General features: G+C 40.6%; 8 protein-coding genes. 1 reads left to right on the top strand and 7 read right to left on the bottom strand.

Going from position 1 to position 17,581, the window contains the following annotated elements; all coding sequences use genetic code 11:
- Nucleotides 1–162: 162 nt before the first annotated feature.
- Nucleotides 163–2,709 carry a mechanosensitive ion channel family protein gene (locus tag NU887_RS20040; protein ID WP_258425174.1) on the top strand — a complete coding sequence of 849 codons (2,547 nt, stop codon included), beginning with the start codon at nt 163–165 and terminating at the stop codon, nt 2,707–2,709.
- A 149-nt stretch (nt 2,710–2,858) separates the two neighbouring features.
- Here the strand turns inward: NU887_RS20040 and rsmG are convergent, their stop codons facing one another.
- The 7 genes from rsmG to NU887_RS20005 all read right to left on the bottom strand — a co-directional run bounded on the left by rsmG (nt 2,859) and on the right by NU887_RS20005 (nt 17,565).
- Nucleotides 2,859–3,491: a 16S rRNA (guanine(527)-N(7))-methyltransferase RsmG gene (gene rsmG, locus NU887_RS20035; protein WP_258425173.1), complete on the bottom strand. Its 633-nt coding sequence runs from the start codon at nt 3,489–3,491 to the stop codon at nt 2,859–2,861.
- Nucleotides 3,492–3,618: 127 nt separating this feature from the next.
- Nucleotides 3,619–4,980: a vanadium-dependent haloperoxidase gene (locus NU887_RS20030; protein WP_258425172.1), complete on the bottom strand. Its 1,362-nt coding sequence runs from the start codon at nt 4,978–4,980 to the stop codon at nt 3,619–3,621.
- 151 nt (nt 4,981–5,131) lie between these two features.
- Nucleotides 5,132–8,398, bottom strand: a complete 3,267-nt coding sequence (locus NU887_RS20025) for a VCBS repeat-containing protein (RefSeq protein ID WP_258425171.1) — start codon at nt 8,396–8,398, stop codon at nt 5,132–5,134.
- 83 nt (nt 8,399–8,481) lie between these two features.
- Complete coding sequence (locus NU887_RS20020; protein WP_258425170.1) at nt 8,482–11,811, bottom strand: VCBS repeat-containing protein; 3,330 nt, start codon at nt 11,809–11,811, stop codon at nt 8,482–8,484.
- Nucleotides 11,801–12,388: a hypothetical protein gene (locus NU887_RS20015; RefSeq protein ID WP_258425169.1), complete on the bottom strand. Its 588-nt coding sequence runs from the start codon at nt 12,386–12,388 to the stop codon at nt 11,801–11,803. Before NU887_RS20015 ends, NU887_RS20020 begins: the two co-directional genes overlap by 11 nt.
- Before the next feature lie 230 nt (nt 12,389–12,618).
- Entirely contained in the window at nt 12,619–15,930 is a 3,312-nt protein-coding gene (locus tag NU887_RS20010) for a VCBS repeat-containing protein (protein ID WP_420839800.1), read from the bottom strand.
- A gap of 117 nt (nt 15,931–16,047) precedes the next feature.
- Nucleotides 16,048–17,565, bottom strand: a complete 1,518-nt coding sequence (locus tag NU887_RS20005) for a RagB/SusD family nutrient uptake outer membrane protein (RefSeq protein ID WP_258425167.1) — start codon at nt 17,563–17,565, stop codon at nt 16,048–16,050.
- Between the last annotated feature and the right edge of the window lie 16 nt (nt 17,566–17,581).

Here is a 17,581-nt window from a genome sequence, read left to right as displayed (position 1 = left end):
TATTGGCCTAATTGGAAGAAATGGAATTTGCTTGGTCAGTTCCATTTTTTTTGATGGTTCTTCTTCTATTTTGGATGTATTTTATTATTTATTGGATCAATTGATTATTTTCAATACCAAATGATTTACATTCTCCAATAAATTTTGAATTCAGATATTTTCATGAACTACATATCTTCCTTTATATGCAAAGGGCCCAAATTTCTTAAAGCAGCCTATCGATTTTTTTCTATTTTGATTGCTTTTTTATCGGTTTTTGAAGGTTATGCTATGGGAAACCTTTCCTCCCAACCTGTCATACAAGATTCTACTTCCCAATCTGAATATTCGAAAAAGCTTCAGAAGATAGGTGAAAATGGATATCTCCAAAGTCTGGAGGAATTTGAGGAAACCAGAATCCAAGGAATCCAAAGAGCTGTAATGGCAGACGTAAAAAGCACCATACAAGATGCCCGGATGTATATGGCTAGTGGGGTTGATTCAGTTAGAATTGACAGGCAGATCGAACAAATAAAAAAACAAAGAGAAATAGTATTATCCGGTGTTTTTGAAGATGATTCTGTCATTCAATCTGACAGGAACTTGGGAGTTTCCGGAGCTATTCTGAATGAACTTCTGGAAAGCGCTATTTCCTTAAAAGAGAAAATTGAAATCAGATCTGATGAACTTTTCAAACTGAGTTTTAAGATAGACTCCCTGTCCGCCATCAAAGAGGTTTACAGATTTTCTAAGGATTCTGTTCTTGCAGCCTCTTATGCTTCCAAATTTGTCCTAGTGGGGAAAGAGATCGAACCTACTTTCAACATGCTCCACAATACATTAAACAGTCTGGATAAATTGTTGGCAAGGGTGGATGGAGAATTAATTTTACTTGAAGCTTCGATAATGGAAATCGAAACCAAACGTACTGAGCTTAACAGTGTATTATTTTCAAAAGAGACTTTTGGATTTATGGGGCTTGGTTTTTCTGACTTGCCTTTCAAAGAGGTCATCAAAATCTCAAACGAAAAAGAAATCATTGCATTCAGTCTTTATTTCCAATTGTATGGAGGTAGAATAGGGTTGATGGTAATTTTGGTGTTAATGTTGGCATATTTTATTCACAATTTAAAAGTTCGGGCAAATGAGGAAGGATTGATTGAGGGAAGCGACAACCAACACCTTGTCGTCAAAAACCCGTTATTATCGGCTTTGATCATAATCATCGGTTTCTTTCAGTTTTTTTTCCCTTCTCCTCCGTTTGTTTTTCACTTTTTTCTTTGGATGGTGGCAGGACTTGCGCTCACAGTGCTGTTTTTTCGGTTTTTATCTAGGTATTGGCTGACTTTTTGGATTGTTGTGCTTTTGGTTTTTTTTATTTCAAATTCCATCAACCTGATACTGATATTCACCAAAATTGAAAGAATTCTAATTTTGCTATTATCCATAATCGGAATGGTATATGGCAGCTTTTTGTTTCTGAATGACAAAAGAGCCCAATTAAAGGAAAGAAGGATATTGTATTTTGTTGGCTACATGGTTTTTATGCAAACTCTGTCCCTGATATTCAATCTTTTTGGCAGCATTAATTTATCCAAAGCACTCTTAGTCAGTGGTTATTTGGGCGTGGTGGCAGGCATCATTTTGTTATGGACAGTGAGGTTGATCAATCAGGTATTGGCATTGGCATCCAACATGTACAATAAACCTGACAAAAAATTATTTTTCATAAACTTTGATAGGATTGGAGAAAAGGTACCGGGTATATTTTATTTCCTTCTAGGTATCGGCTGGATTATTTTGGTTGGCAGGAATTTCTACACCTTTCACCTGATCACAAGTAATTTTAATAATTTTCTTAATGATCCCAGGACACTAGGGAATTATGATTTTACGATCAATGGACTTTTTATATTCCTGGTGATATTGGTTGTTTCGGTCCTTTTGTCAAGGATAGTATCATTTTTCAGTTCTGATCCGGATGTGGCAAATTCACCTGCCCAAAGAAAACACATCAGTTTGGGCAGTTGGCTTCTTTTGGTACAGATTTTTATTATCAGTATGGGATTGTTTTTGGCTTTTGCAGCATCAGGGATTCCACTCGACAAAATCACCATTGTACTTGGTGCTTTGGGAGTGGGTATAGGACTTGGTCTGCAAGGATTGTTCAATAACCTGGTGAGTGGTGTCATCATTGCATTTGAGAATCCTGTCAAGGTAGGTGACCTGATCGAAATCAACGGAAAACCCGGAGTGATGAAATCGATCGGATTTAGAAGCAGTGTAGTCAATATGTTTGAGGGGGCAAGCATTATCATTCCCAATGGGGATTTGCTTGGTCAACAATTGGTGAACTGGACCATGGGCAAAGGGAAAAAAGTATCCATTGTAGTAGGTGTTGCTTATGGAACAGATCTCGAAAAGGCATCCAATTTGATCAAAGAAATGTTGATGAATGATGGTCGGATTAATAAACAACCGGTACCACGAGTCCTTCCATTACTATTTGGTGACAGTAGAATAGATCTTGAAATTGCTTTTTGGGTAACGCATTACCTTGAAGTTCCATTTGTCAAAGGGGACATCATCAATAAGGTTGATGTCTTGTTCAAAAAAGAAGGAATCGTTATTCCTTTCCCTCAAAGGGATATTCACTTCAGGTCAAGTTTTGAAACCCAAAAAGGTGATTTTGATGAAGATGCAAATACCGGAAGTCCTGAAAAGGATTAAGGAAAGCTTTATTTTCTTTTTCGTCTTTCCACCCTTCTTTTATACAGATATCTCTATCTGGTCGATATGACAAGAATAAGTTATTTTCTATGCTTAACCTTTTTTTGGATCTTACTTCCTACTTCCAAACTTCCTGACTTCCCTTTTTCTCACCTTTTCCCTTCCCAAGGTACATAGACCACTTTTTTGGTCTCAAAAAAATCCTCTTGGAAATAATCGTCTAGGTGGTAAGAGACATAGCTGACTTCTCTTTCTTCCATTTCTTCATCGACATCACCGCCTTTGAGCAGCAGCAGTCCGTTTTGAAGTTCGTTGAAATCTTCTTTTTTGAATTTGTTTTTGACCCAAGGAAGGATATTGGCAAAACGTGTCACAGCCCTGCTGAGAATAAAGTCGTATTTCCTCACCAAATCTTCAGCTCGAACCTGTTGGGCTTCGACATTGGATAGCTTGAGCTGCTTGGCGATGTCCTTGACGACATTGATTTTTTTACCGATCGAATCCACTAGGTGAAAATGTGTTTCGGGAAACATGATCGCCAATGGAATTCCGGGAAAACCTCCTCCCGTCCCGATATCCAAAACCTTCGTACCTGGTTCAAAAGAAATCACTTTGGCAATTCCCAATGAATGTAAGACATGCTTTTCGTAAAAGTGTTCCATGTCTTTTCTGCTGATTACATTGATCTTTTCATTCCAATCAGCATACAATGGACCAAGTTTGGTCAATTTTTCTATTTGAGATTCAGAAAGATCTGGAAAGTATTTGAGGATTAAATCCATAAAAGCATTTGAATTTGAATTTCAAAATTAAAGCTTTCTGGCAGGAAAGTTTCTTCAGTATAGAATAAAAACAAAAAAGGGGCAAATGATCCAATCATTTGTCCCTTTAAAATAGAAAATCATTGATTTATTTTTTGTTTTCAGCCATTGGGGAAAATGAAGGAGATTTGGTTTTAACATTTTCCACAAGATGATTCCCGATGCTTTTTCCTTTTGTAGAACCATTGACAATTGCCGGCATATAATGGATTCCTCCATAGAGCCTGCTGATTGCTGCTTCGTCTGCCGCTTGTCTGAATGAGTCAAACTCTCTTACAGGAAGTCCATAATTAACTTCTGTAGAATCCACAAAATGGAAGGGCTCACCAAAAAGACTGGTCAATGCTTCCGCAGCCGCATTGGATGCCACACTGTGTCCACTTGTGTATTCAGGAAATGGAGGAGTCTGCAATAGTGGCAACCAATCTTCGTCAATGTAGCGGTTGATATATGTCTCAGGTCGGATTAGTCTGCTTCTGTATTTTTCATCCCAACAAGCTATAAATGCATCAAAAATGGCGATGCTGGTAAATACGAGGGTTTCAGAGGTTCCTTTCCAGTCCTGTCCTGCTGTTTTGGATGAAATGGCTGCGATACCCATCCAATGTCCTCCCGGAGTGATTTTCTTTTCAGCAAACATCACATGTCCTTTGACATTGACTTTGTAGGGATTGCAATCCCAAAACATAGCGATATCCTTTTGGTCCTCGTTCAATTCATTAACGATTTTGAAAACCTCCTCGGCCTCTTTGTAAAACTGACTTGAAGGATCGGTACTGAATTCGGTTCCCGGGATGGTTTTGTATTGTGCTGCAGAATCAAGGACAAAAGGCCGGATTTTATTCCAATGTGGTTCTATTCCTTCCATGTATGCAGGCGGAGTTGGCTGCCATGTACCTGGATCATTGCTGACAGTATATTTTTCGAAAGAGCGGCTTTCATGGTAATTGTCTTTTTTGAAATAGGCTATGACATAGGCGCCAACTTCATCTCCAAGTTTGATAGACCGCTCAAAAACCTCATCAGGAATTCCTTTTTCAAGAAGATCAGCATAGGCTTTGTCTCTGTGCTCTGTCATTAGATTTTCCGAAAATATCAATGCTGTCGCCACTTTATAATATGCCGCTAGTGAGGCCAAAGGATAATAGATTTGGCCTGTGGTATCAAATTCGGTTTTCTCAAAACCATTGAGTTGACCCATCAAGGATTGGTAATTGGGATCTGAGAGCGCAGTTACCTCATATGCTGCAAGGGAAGAATAGGCATAAATCCTGCTCGCAACCGGTGGGGAAAAAATATCATTGATGATGACTGTGGTGAGTTTGTCCTGTGCAGCAATCTGGTAAGAACCATCCGAAATGGCATTTTGGTAATCTTTGTTCTGCCCACAGCCAAAGCCCAGAAATGAAGCTATGGTTGCAATTAATAATTTTTGGAATAAACTTTTCATAAATTGTTTTTGGCTATTTCTTGAGCAACTTTGAGTCCTTTGGAGGATGTAAGGACTTTATTTTTCGGGTTTCTGGGTTCAAATCTAAATAATATTCTTATAAAATCATGGATTTTCAAAATCCAAATCAACTGATTTTAAGCATGTTTTATTATTGGACTTTGAGAGATAGAGGCGGGGCATTGTTTCTTACAGCAATCAGAACTTCTTCCCTATTAACCTTGATTTTTGAAATGTTTCTGAATTCACCCCAATAGTCATTCGCTGCGATTCCGGTTGGTTTTGTTTTCCAGCTTCCGTTTTCAAACTCCATCAAAACCAATGGCTGTGCATCAGCAGTTCCAAAATCACTCCTAAATCCATTAAAATTGCCAACACCTATTAGGTATTGGACTCCGTCTTTTTCGAAGGTTTCAAATTCATGGATTGGACTAAACTGGGCATCTGTTGGAAAAGGACTGAACTCGAACCCTTTTTCACCTTTGTTCCAAAATACCCCTGATCTAAATTCCGAAGCTTGGTATTTGGAAGCCTTATCAATCTGAGAACTTTCAAAAAGATCTGCAGGGGTTAGGATACTGGCATATTCAATATAATTTGAATGTTTTCTTTTGATGCCCGGGATCTGCTTGATCAGGTCATCTCTAGTGGCAAATGGTACTAAATGACCTTCCATGTAATGGAAAATCAAGGGATCAGCCTGCCCGTTTTCATCAAAATCTCCGTGGTAAAGCCAAACTGGTTTCTCGGGACTAGCTTTGAGTTTGGAATTCAATCCCAGGTTTCCTACCAAGATATCTTCCATCCCGTCTCCGTCCATATCTTTCACTTCCAAACCAAAAAACCAACCGGGGATTTGAAGTGTTTCATCTTGGGCAATTTCGAAATTACCTTGAGGGTTATGGTGATAAATCTGGACTGGCATCCATTCTCCAGACAAGATGAGCTCTTTTGTTCCATCTTTATTCAAGTCGGCCCATTTTGCTTTTTTAACCATTCCAGGCTGGAAATTTTCCCCGAAATAGGTGGTAGTTGCTTCTTTAAATTGACCTTTGCCATCATTGAGCAACAAATAACTTTTGGGGATTTCACCATAATTTCCAGTTACAATAGTGGATCCTACAAAAATATCAGGGGCACCGTCGCCATTGACATCATGGACTGCGAGGGTTGAGGTATTTTCAGCAATAGGAGGGAGCGAATTCATGGAAAAGAAGAAATTTCCCATGCCATCGTTCAGGAAAAGCCTGTCAAAATTGAAAAATTCTTTTCTGGTAGATTCGTTACCGCCACTTCCCACGTAAAGGTCCAAAGTGCCGTCAAGGTTAAAATCCTCCAAGATGGCGACCACATCCTCCGCCATATTGAGTTTTTGGAATACAGGTTGATTTGCTTTTTCAAACTTGCCATCTTCTTTTTGAAAATAAAAAACTCCTGCTTGACCCTTGGCCCCACCAAAGAAAATGTCCTCCAATCCATCACCATTCACATCTCCCACAGCCAATGCCGGCCCTTCTGTGGAATACTTTCTTGGGATCAGGTATTCCCTTCTGAAATCATCAAATTCAAAGTTTTCTTCATGTTTCCAGTCAATTCCAAGATCGGTTATTTCCAATATGGGAATGAATTCCTTGTTGGGAAAAGCTGATTTTTCACCTTTTCCTTTTTCCAATAGATGTCTTTTATTGACGGCAAGATTTCGGAAAATTTCCGAATGTGCGTCATTCCAGACAACTACGACAGAATCCAAAGCAGGATTTTTTCCCAAACCAAAAGTCAAAGTTGTAGACGTCCCTGATTGAAATCCACGGGAAGTACTCAGCGTTTGGTGAAATATTTCTTTTCCTGCATACACAATAACCTGCGTGCCAATCCCAAAAGTATTTGGATATTCTCCTTTCAAATCAAACTGTACAAAATGGTTTTGAAGTTTTGCAGCTGTTTGGTTTTGGTATACAAATGCCTCTTGGTCAATGTTATTGATCACCAAATCAAGGTCGCCGTCATTATCCAAATCCGCATAAGCAGAACCGTTGGAGTAGGAGAGTTGGTCCAAACCCCATTCTTTGGCCATATTGGTAAATTTCAGATCGCCCTCATTCCTAAATGAAAAATTGGACAGCTTGACAGTCGGGAGCATTTCAATCTGTTTCGTTTGGATTTCCTTTTCCGACAAACCCGGGCTAGGTTCCTGACTGTATTGTATAAAGTCGAGGTCATTTGGGCGTTTGACTATTCCGTTTGTGATGTGGATGTCTTTTTGGCCGTCATTATCCATATCAAAAATCAGGGGAGACCAGCTCCAATCTGTTGCAAAGGTATTGGTCAAGAGACCGATTTCACTGAACCTCCCGTCACCGCGGTTGAGTTGGAGGTGGTTTCGGACATATTGGTCGCCGTAGCCGAGACGCTTTTTGACATCAAATACTTCCTGCTTGTCTTCACCTACTGACTTCATCCAGATCTGAGGATCGGAGGGAAGCATGTCTGTTGTAAAAATATCCGACAAGCCATCATTGTTGATGTCTCCCAGGTCATTTCCCATGCTATATCGACTTGTGTTGGAGATGTATTCTTTCAAGGATTCCTTGAAAGTTCCGTCAGCCTGATTGATATAGAGGTAATCGTCCTCGGTAAAATCATTGGAAACATACAAGTCCATCCAACCATCCCCATTGATGTCAGCCATGCCTATACCCAACCCAAAACCCAAGCTGCTTGAAAGAATTCCTGCTTCTTCGGTCACTTCAACCATCCTGTTTTCTCCTTCAGCCAAAAGATTTTTGAAAAGTTTGTCTCCTCCTTTTTCATCCTGATTCGTGAATTTGGTGTCGGCATGGGAAAATACTTCTGGTTTTTTGATGGAATGATTGAGCAAATAGAGGTCTAAGTCTCCATCTTGGTCATAGTCAAAAAACAGTGAATGGGTTGAAAAGCCTACAAAATCCACTCCATATGCTGCACCTTTTTCAGAGAAAGTCAAATCACCGTTATTGATGTAAAGTTTGTTTTTTCCGGTCAGGCCTTTGTAATCCCCGACTTGGGTGACGTAAATGTCCAGCATTCCGTCTCCGTTTACATCTCCCATCGTGACTCCGGTTGACCATCCGCCATCGCCTGTGACCGCCGCTTTTTGGGTGATATCCTCAAATTTGAAATCTCCTTTGTTTAGGTATAGTTTGTTCTCGCCTTGGTTTGAGGAGAAATAAATATCTACCAAACCGTCATTGTTGATGTCCCCTGTAGCCACACCGCCACCATTGTAGAAGTACAGGTATTCGAGAATGTTCATCTCCTCGGAGGATACCAGGTCGTTTCGGAATTCGATTCCGGTTTCTTTGGGATCTAAAAGTTTGAAAAGTGTCTCCTCTTTGGGTTTGGAACAGGAAAATAATCCTATAAAAATGAAATAAAACATTCCTATTACTAAATAGGCCGATGGTTTCAAATCAAAATTTCTAAGCTTCAAAACTTTGTGTCTTTGCGTCTTTGCGGGAAAAATCATTTCTCTATTTTCCAAAATTCCACGGGTTCATTGTTTTTGACTACCATCAAGACTTTCTTTCCTTTCAGATCTAGGATTTTCAAATCTCTGATTTCACCATCTAATCTTAGACCATGTTCTCTGTTTGTCCAATAGTCAAATGTGCCGTCTCCTTTTCCAATCAATACTTCTCCATAGCTTCCGTCATATTGACCTACTTCAGGTTTTGCACCTCTCAGGTTTCCTCCCATGATAAGATCCGGATTGCCATCGCCATTTAGATCTGTGATCAAAAGGGTATACATCCACGAGCGCTGCGCAAATCTAGGTAATGGTTTCATTTCAAATTTCCCATTTCCCTGATTCATCAATACTGCCGAGGAAAGGAAATTCACTTCTTTGACAACCGCAGGAGACAATTGTTCTGGAGTAAAGATATCCTCCAAAGTTTGGTTATTGAATGAGCTGTATTTCAGGTATCTTTTTTTGATTCCAGGTAGCTGACCTTCGAGTTGGTGCTTCAGTGTGAAAGGAACATGTTTTTCACCTTGCTTTTTGACATAAACGTGTTCTACAGAACCGTTTTGGTCAAAGTCGTTGACATACATTTTGATCGGACTTTCTTCAGAGGCTTTGAATCGGGTGTTCAATCCATGGTTTGCCAAGGCAAAATCCGGCTGACCATCATTGTTAAAATCTCCCACCAAGATCGCCTGATACCACCCTTTATACCGGTTCATTTCAGGCATTTCTATTTTTTCAAGCTTATTGCCTGTATTTCTAAAAAATGTCGGGGCCATCCATTCACCCACTATCACCAAATCCATTTTCCCATCGCCATCGTAATCGACCGCAGCGGCATCGGTAACCATTCCCAAATCTTTCAATTGGGGGGCAAATTGTGCCGTCCCGTCCGTAAAATTCCCTTTTCCGTCATTGATCAAAATAGATGAGTTGGGATTGACTCCATAAACAAATGGTACCAACCTCGATCCAGCAAAAAGATCCAATGCCCCATCGCCATTGATATCTAAGGTTCTGATGACCGAAGTGCTGTTGGTCAAAAACTGTAAGCCACTGTTTTCGGATTTGCTAAAATTTCCCTTTCCGTCATTCAAATACAATCTATCTGCCAGATCCGGTGAACCGAATCCGGATTCATTGCCTCCTGATGCCACCACCAAATCAAGACTTCCGTCTCCGTTTGCATCGAAAAATACGCCACTGCGATCTTCAGAGAATTTGTCATTTTCAAACACTATCTGATTGCTTGGCTTGAAATTTCCATTGGCATTTTGGATAAAAAGCTGTCCGGCAAATCCTTTGGCTCCACCGATGAAGACGTCATCAAGGCCATCTCCATTGACATCTCCCCAAATCGCCTTTGGACCTTCGGTAGAAATCATGTGGTAGGTAAGTCGGTCACGGTCAAAATCTACCATGAGATTTTCCTGATGGGTATAGTTCAAAATGGTACTGGGATCAATTTTGGAGAAAATCTGACTTGCAGGCTTTTCAAAAAAGGCAGATCCTTCCGTTGCTTCTTTGGCATCTTCCCATTCCAAAACCAAAGTGGTATCAGAAGCTACATCATTGAGCAAGGTAATTTTTCCGTCCGGCCACCTGACTTGTACTTCATTGAGCCTACTTATTTTTCCCAAACCGAAATTCAATCTTGGATCCACTGAAGATTGAAAACCCCTATTGGGCATCTGTTCCAGATAAAAAACCTGTTCACCAGCTACCAACCTCACCTGGGTGCCGATGGCAGCAGTATTTTTGTCCTTACCGATAAGTTGGATTTTAAGGAATGAATTCTCGGGTTCGAATTCTTTGGTCCTGTTTTTATAAATCAGGACCTCATTGTTGACATTGTTGATGACAAGGTCCATGGCGCCATCGTTGTCAAGGTCACCATAAGCTGAACCGTTGGAATGGATCGGATCTCCCATTCCCCATTCGATGATGACATTTTCAAAAACAAGGTCTCCTTTGTTTTTGAATGCGTAGTTAGAGATTGGATTGATGGGCATCGGGTCTACCAATGCTTTGTAGTTTACACCGGCTTTACTGATGATTTTTTGTTTGGTTTCATCATTGTCGATGAAATTGAGGTAATCCAGATCCGTCAAGTCCTTATAGATACCATTGGCCACGAAAATGTCTTTCAAACCGTCATTGTCCATGTCAAACATCAATGCTGCCCAACTCCAATCTGTCGCTTCCACATTGGCCAGTCTTCCCATATCCGAAAACGACCCATCGCCATTGTTGATATGGAACATGTTTCTCGTGTATTGGTAGTGGTAATCGTGTTGGACATTGAATTGGAACTTGTCATAGCTCTCAAATGTCGTGATCTGTTTGAGGCGTTCTGAGGGCTCGGGAAGCATTTCAGTGACAAAGATGTCTAAATGACCGTCATTGTTGATATCCGCAATATCCGCACCCATGGAAGCTGCTGAGATGGCGCGCATGTAAGTGGTCAGGCTTTCAGTAAAAGTCCCGTCCTGATTGTTGATGTAGAGATAGTCCCTTTCAAAGAAATCATTGGAAATGAAAATGTCCATCCAACCGTCCTGATTGACATCACCGATTGTGATACCTAATCCAAATCCGATTGTACTTCCATATATCCCCGCTACTTCAGAAACATCTGAGAATTTTTCACCGTCATTTCTGAATAATTTATCACCACCGACAGGATCTCTTTTCGGACGTTCATTTTGCATTTTATTGAAGCTTCCGATGGATTGGTAGCTGTTGTTGAGTAAGTAGACGTCCAAGTCCCCGTCATTGTCATAGTCAAAAAATACTGCATGGGTAGAGTATCCTTGATCTGCCAAGCCAAATTCTTCGGCTTTTTCTGTGAAAGTGCCGTCTCCGTTATTGATAAATAACTCATTCTGTTTGTTATCGCCGGCAATATCTCCTGAATTGCAGACATATATATCCAAATAGCCATCGCCATTGACATCTGCCATCGCAACGCCTGTGCTCCATGCACGGGTACCGGCTACTCCGGCGGTTTCAGTGACATCTTTGAACTTAAAATCGCCCTCATTCAGATAAAGTTTGTTTTCCCCCAAATTGGCCGTCAGGTACATGTCAATAAGACCGTCGTTGTTGACATCACCCAAAGCTACTCCACCACCATTGTAGAAATTTCGGTAGGTGAAAATATTGAATTTTTCATCAAATGGAAGGTCGTTCCGGAAGTTGACGCCTGAGGTAGAGGAATCGATTTTTTCAAATAGGGTTTCCTTTTTTTCAGATTCAGATGGCTTGCAGGAGGCAAATGCCGCAATGATCAAAAAGGAAACAGAGAGGGATTTATTAAGATGCATCTTCTACTTTTTTTGTCATTTCGGTGATATCCTTTACACGTAAATCAAGGATTTCGACCCGAATGGTATTGATATTTTTTTTAAAGACTCTGATCAATCTATTTCCATCTATTTTGACCATAGCACTTATTTTTTTGTCTTTGTCAGAAACTTCAAAAAATCCATCCCCAAACCAGGATTCCAAAAGATCAACTACATCGACGATTAATTTTTCGTTTGTGAATTCCTCATTTCCCGGAAACCATTGTGTATATCCAAACTCCATGGGCATGAAAAACAGCTTGTCTTCCTCAAATTCAGGGTAAAAATTCATTACAACACTTTTTCCCGAGGCCACTTTTGGCAGGTATTGGATCTGAAGGTAATGGTCACCATTTACCAAAATCCCATTTTTGTTGTGTTCCCAACAGGTGCCATAGAACTCTTTACGGCCCATTCCAAATCGGATATCCAAAAAAAGATCTTCCTCAATTTTCCCTGAAGCAAGCTCTCTTTCTTTTACCAAATCATATTCAGTCTTTGGTTTGCATGATAATGCCAAACCCAAAGCGATGAACAATATAAATACTCTGATCATTTGTTTTTGATTCTAAATTTTAAGCTTCTACTCTTTTATTTCTCAAAATTTCTAAAAGGTATATATGTCAGATTTCTGGGTTCGTCACCCTGAGTGAAGCGAAGGGTCTCACCTAAAGTAAATGAGATCCTTCAGTCGTACCTCCTTCAGGATGACGCGAAACCATCCGTCATCTCCATACCGGAAATACAAATTTAACTCCTCATTACAACTTCCATATTTCATACCCATTACTTCCCACTGCCGTGGATTTCGAAAACCACCGGCAACTCATTATTCCTACTGACTACAATTCTGTTTCCTTTTGAAGTTTTGATGTTTTTGATATCCCTAATTTCTCCTCTTACAAAGAATCCCGATTGATTGGCAGGAATCAAGTGGAGGTCTTTTTCATTTGATCCTGTTAGGTGCCATCCATAGCTTCCCATGTTGATGCCCAATTCAGGTTTGATCCGGCTTTGGTTTCCTCCAAACAGCAAATGGATTTTTCCTAAATCATCCATAAAGGAATGGATAGCATAGACAGGGCTTCGTTGGATGGTGTAGGGCAGAAATGCTTTTACAAATGTACCATTTCCCTGATTGATAAACAGGCTTGTTTCCAAAGTATGTACATTCAGGACCATGTTTCGGGACAATATCTCTTGGGGGAATAAGTCCTCCAATCTTTTGCTTTTGTAGGAATCATAAGTCAACAATTGCTTTCGCAAGGCAGGTAATTGCTTGATTAAGGTGGATTTCAAAACCAATGGATAGGTGGAGTCACCTTCGTATTGGGTAAGGATTTGTTCGACGCTTCCGTTTTGATCGTAATCATTGATTTGTAATTGCAATGGTTTTTCAGAAGAAGCCTGAAGACGTGTATTGGTTCCTGAATTTCCTGCAAGAATATCAGGCAACCCGTCTCCATTGACATCTGCTACGTGGAGGGTATTCCAAAGACCGCCGGTTTTGTCAAATCCAAATTCAGAGGAAGCATCATAATATTTTCCACTGGCTTTTTTAAATACTTTGATTCCCATCCACTCCCCGACAATCAGAATTTCTTCATTTCCATCCCCATTCAAATCCCCAATCCATGTTTCCCTTGTCATTCCGATATTCTTCAATTCCGGAGCAAACTCCATGGTTTTATCCACAAAAACAGCATTGCCTTGATTTTCCAACAGTGTCACATCACCGGGTACACCGTGGGCAAAAGGCACTGTTCTCGTCCCGATCAAAAGATCCATTTTTCCGTCTCCGGTGTAGTCAAAAGCCTTTGCAAAAGAGGAACTCTGAAAAACCATCGGAAGGCTTTCTTTTGTTTTGGAGAAATTTCCCTTGCCATTGTTGAGGTAAAGCCGATCCAGGTAATTCATGTTGAAAGCACTGAATTCCAAGCTTCCACTAACTACATACAGGTCAAGATCACCATCTCCGTCAGCATCAAAAAACAATCCGTCGACATCTTCAGCGACTGAATCTGCCTCGAATTTTTGATGGATTTGAAAGTCTCCTGAGGGCTTTTGAATATAAATGGAGGAGGCTTGACCTTTTGCACCGGGAAGAAAAAGGTCATCGAGTCCATCGCTGTTGACATCTCCTACAGCCATTTTTGGTCCTTCATTGGAAATCATATGAAACCTCAGCCTGTCTCTGTCAAAATCGATAAAATCGCTTTCCTGATGTTTCCATGGAAGTTTGATAGAAGAGGGTAAGAGGAGGGGATTTGTGACCGCTTTGACAAATTTCCAATCTTCAGTCGCTGTGGAAGGATCCAATACCAACAATTGATCCGGTAATACATCGGTTATCTTGGTGGCTTTTCCATTTGGCCAAAGGACGATCACAGAATCAATTTTCTCTACCTGGCCAAGTCCAAAATGAAGCTTGTGGTCTACGGATGACATATAGCCTTTGACTGGATTGTGCTCCGCAAAGAACAGATCATTTCCGGCAAAAAGTGTCACTTGGGTTCCGAATTGACCCTTGAGATCAAATTGGAGAAAATGGTTTTTGTTGATTTCCCTGCTGTTGTTTTTGAATATGGAAACCTCACCGTTGAGGTTATTGACCACCAAGTCAAGGTCGCCGTCATTGTCAAAGTCAGCATAAGCAGCGCCTGTAGAAAAAGTCAATTGCTCCATTCCTGATTCTGCAGCTATGTTTTTGAACTTGAAATCGCCCTCGTTTTGAAACAGAAAGTTCATCTGAGGATTAGAAGGAAATTCATCAATCATCTTGGTTAACAAAATACTGTCCCGCTTGAATTGGGCAATCAGGTCCTGGTTATTGACATAATAGTCGACATAATCAAAGTCTGTCAGGTCTTTGACTATTCCGTTTGCTACAAAAATATCTTTCAGTCCGTCATTGTCAGTGTCAAAAATCAAAGCCCCCCAACTCCAGTCGGTAGCATGTACGCCTGCCTGTCTGCCTATTTCCGAAAAATGAATCTGATTACTGTTGGGTTGAAAACCAAGATTCCTTTGTAAGGTGTTTCGGGTAAACTGATGGAAATACCCACCTGCAACGTTCGCTTGATACTTGTCCCATTCCTCAAATGGAGTTTTGGTTTTCACCCTCGCCATGGTAGCCGGTAGCATTTCAGTGACAAAGACATCCTGCCAACCGTCATTGTCCAGGTCGGCGATGTCAGCACCCATAGAACCCATGCTGATTTCAGTCATCATGTCTTCAAGAGATTCGCTAAAGGTACCGTCGCCATTATTGATGTACAGGTAGTCTTTTTCAAAAAAATCATTGGAGACATACAAGTCCGGCCAAGTATCCTTATTGAGGTCAGCTACTGTTACACCCAATCCATAACCTATGGCGGAACCATAAATACCAGCAGATTCGCTTACATCGGTATATTTTCCACTGTCGTTTCGGTAAAGTTTGTTCCCTCCAAATGGATCTCGGATATCTCTCTGTCCGATCCTTAGGTCATTTACACCTATAGACCTGATGGAATTGTTGAGCAGGTACATGTCCAAGTCACCGTCTTTGTCATAGTCAAAAAATACTGCATGCTGGGAAAGCCCTTCATCGGCTATTCCAAATTCTCTTGCACTTTCTGTGAATGTCAAGTCACCGTTGTTGATAAAAAGTTCATTATAACGCTGAGTTCCACCCAAAGGGCCGGATTTACATACATATATATCAAGCCAACCGTCAGCGTTAATATCGGCCATGCTTACTCCGGTCGACCATATTCCCTTTACAGCCAATCCTGCTTTTGCGGTAATGTCTTCAAATTGAAAATTTCCTTTATTGAGGTATAATTTATTTTCTTGTTGGTTTCCGGACAAAAAGATATCAACCAAACCGTCATTGTTAATATCACCAAGGGCTACACCTGCCCCATTATAAAAATTTCTAAAAAGATAAGGATTGAATTTTTCGTTATATTCTAGGTTATTGTTGAAGTTGATTCCTGTCAACTTTTTATCCATCAGTTCAAAAAGAGTTGTTTTTTCTTCTCCCTTTTTTGCGCAGGAAGAAAAGAGGAGTAAGCCAATTAAAAAAAAGAAGATGTTATGTGTCAGTGAAGACATTTTGGAAGGGTTAATATGCGATTGGGTTCTGTTTTCTAATCCGAAGGTATCCATTAAATCAAAAAGAAGTGCACGGATGTGCACTTCTTTTATCATTGTAATATCAAAATATTTGGATTAATATCCAGGATTTTGTGTCAGGTTTGGATTAGCCTGAAGCTGTCCTTGAGGAATCGGGAACAATGTTCTGAAGGGCTGAGAAGCAGGCTTCTCCCACCATGCAGCAGTGTATTTTCCGAATCTAATCAAATCAGATCTTCTTTGGCCTTCAGCAAAGAATTCTTTTCCTCTTTCTGCCAATAAGATATCAGCATCCAAAGTAGTCAAAGCAGGCGCTGAAGATCTTGTTCTGATCTGATTTACCAAAGCAATGGCGTCTGCGGTCCTTCCGAGTTTCCATGCGCATTCTGCTTTCATCAAGATGACATCACCATATCTGAAGATCGGGAAGTCGTTGTTCAAGCTGTTTGCAGATCCAAGTGGAACTTCAAATTTGTTGATTCTGGTTCCGGCTTGTCTGAAAGCATTTGGAGCCAATTGATTGATTTCAGGAGTAAAGTTTACAACGGGTCCGTCAGGATCTCCAGCTTCAGCGGAGGCATCTATCAAGTCAACTCCTGTAGAGGATCTTTGGATTCCTTCTCTCAAAGAACCTTTTCTTAAGTCTCCTGCTTCAAAGCTGTTGTAGAATTCTTCCAAGGCTGTATAACCATTCCATGGCTGTTCTACCAAGTTGAAAGTAGCTTGGTTGACATAATGGAATGTCATGTGGTGGATATTAAAACCACCTGCATTGTTTGCGTCATAAGGAAGAGTAAACATATTCTCAGTTGAATTTGCATTCGTAGCTGAGAAATTTTGGAAGAAATTAGGAGTCAAACTGTACTGACCTGAATTGATGATCACATCCAAAGCAGCTTCAGCATCAGCCCATCTTCCTTTGGAAGGATCCAATACTCCCGGAGTAGTGCTCAAATAAACCTCAGCATTTAAATAAAGCTTGGCCAAGATCATGTGTGCGGTCCAATAGTTCAAGTTGGTCTTCACATTGGTTTTTGGAAGTAAATCCACATTGTCTTTGATGCTGCTTTCAATGAAAGCGAAAACTTCAGCCCTTGTGTTCTGTGGAGGATTTCCACCTCTATCAGTTTCCACAATGATAGGCACATTACCGAAGTTGTCAATCAACCACAAGTAAGCCAATGCTCTCAAAACTCTCAATTCTGCACCCAAGGCTTCCACATCAGGATATTGCTGCAACAACAAGTTGGTCTCACCAACGATTCTGAAGCAATATTGCCAAGCACCGTTGTAAGCTCCGTCACCAACAGCCCATGTATGTCTGTGGTTTCTTAGCCAAATACCTCCATCTTCCCAGTCAGCCCCTTTTTGAGGAATTGCCAATTGGTCAGATGAAACTTCGTTGATACTGTACATACCTCCGTGACCTCCCCAGTTGCCGACTACGGCAGCATAAGCAGATTGCTTCAGTACTTCAATCAACTCGGGACGTGGGCTATTTGCCAAATCTTCTTGGGTTACCCCAGTCAGAACTTCCTGTTCCAATTCCCAGCATGATCCCATGGATACTGCCACGAGACCTCCAACAAATAATGATTTAATTGATCGTAACATATTTATTTTGAGTTTA

Source organism: Aquiflexum gelatinilyticum (genome assembly GCF_024741135.1).
Taxonomy (GTDB): Bacteria; Bacteroidota; Bacteroidia; order Cytophagales; family Cyclobacteriaceae; genus Cognataquiflexum; species Cognataquiflexum gelatinilyticum.
Note: the sequence above shows the minus strand (reverse complement) of the source record. Positions and strands in the feature narration are given on the sequence as shown.

Excerpts from the sequence above, each read along its gene's own strand:
- NU887_RS20040 (WP_258425174.1), top strand. The coding sequence starts at position 163 with ATGAACTACATATCTTCCTTTATATGCAAAGGGCCCAAATTTCTTAAA.
- rsmG (WP_258425173.1), bottom strand. The coding sequence starts at position 3,491 with ATGGATTTAATCCTCAAATACTTTCCAGATCTTTCTGAATCTCAAATA.
- NU887_RS20030 (WP_258425172.1), bottom strand. The coding sequence starts at position 4,980 with ATGAAAAGTTTATTCCAAAAATTATTAATTGCAACCATAGCTTCATTT.
- NU887_RS20025 (WP_258425171.1), bottom strand. The coding sequence starts at position 8,398 with ATGTTTTATTTCATTTTTATAGGATTATTTTCCTGTTCCAAACCCAAA.
- NU887_RS20020 (WP_258425170.1), bottom strand. The coding sequence starts at position 11,811 with ATGCATCTTAATAAATCCCTCTCTGTTTCCTTTTTGATCATTGCGGCA.
- NU887_RS20015 (WP_258425169.1), bottom strand. The coding sequence starts at position 12,388 with ATGATCAGAGTATTTATATTGTTCATCGCTTTGGGTTTGGCATTATCA.
- NU887_RS20010 (WP_420839800.1), bottom strand. The coding sequence starts at position 15,930 with ATGTCTTCACTGACACATAACATCTTCTTTTTTTTAATTGGCTTACTC.
- NU887_RS20005 (WP_258425167.1), bottom strand. The coding sequence starts at position 17,565 with ATGTTACGATCAATTAAATCATTATTTGTTGGAGGTCTCGTGGCAGTA.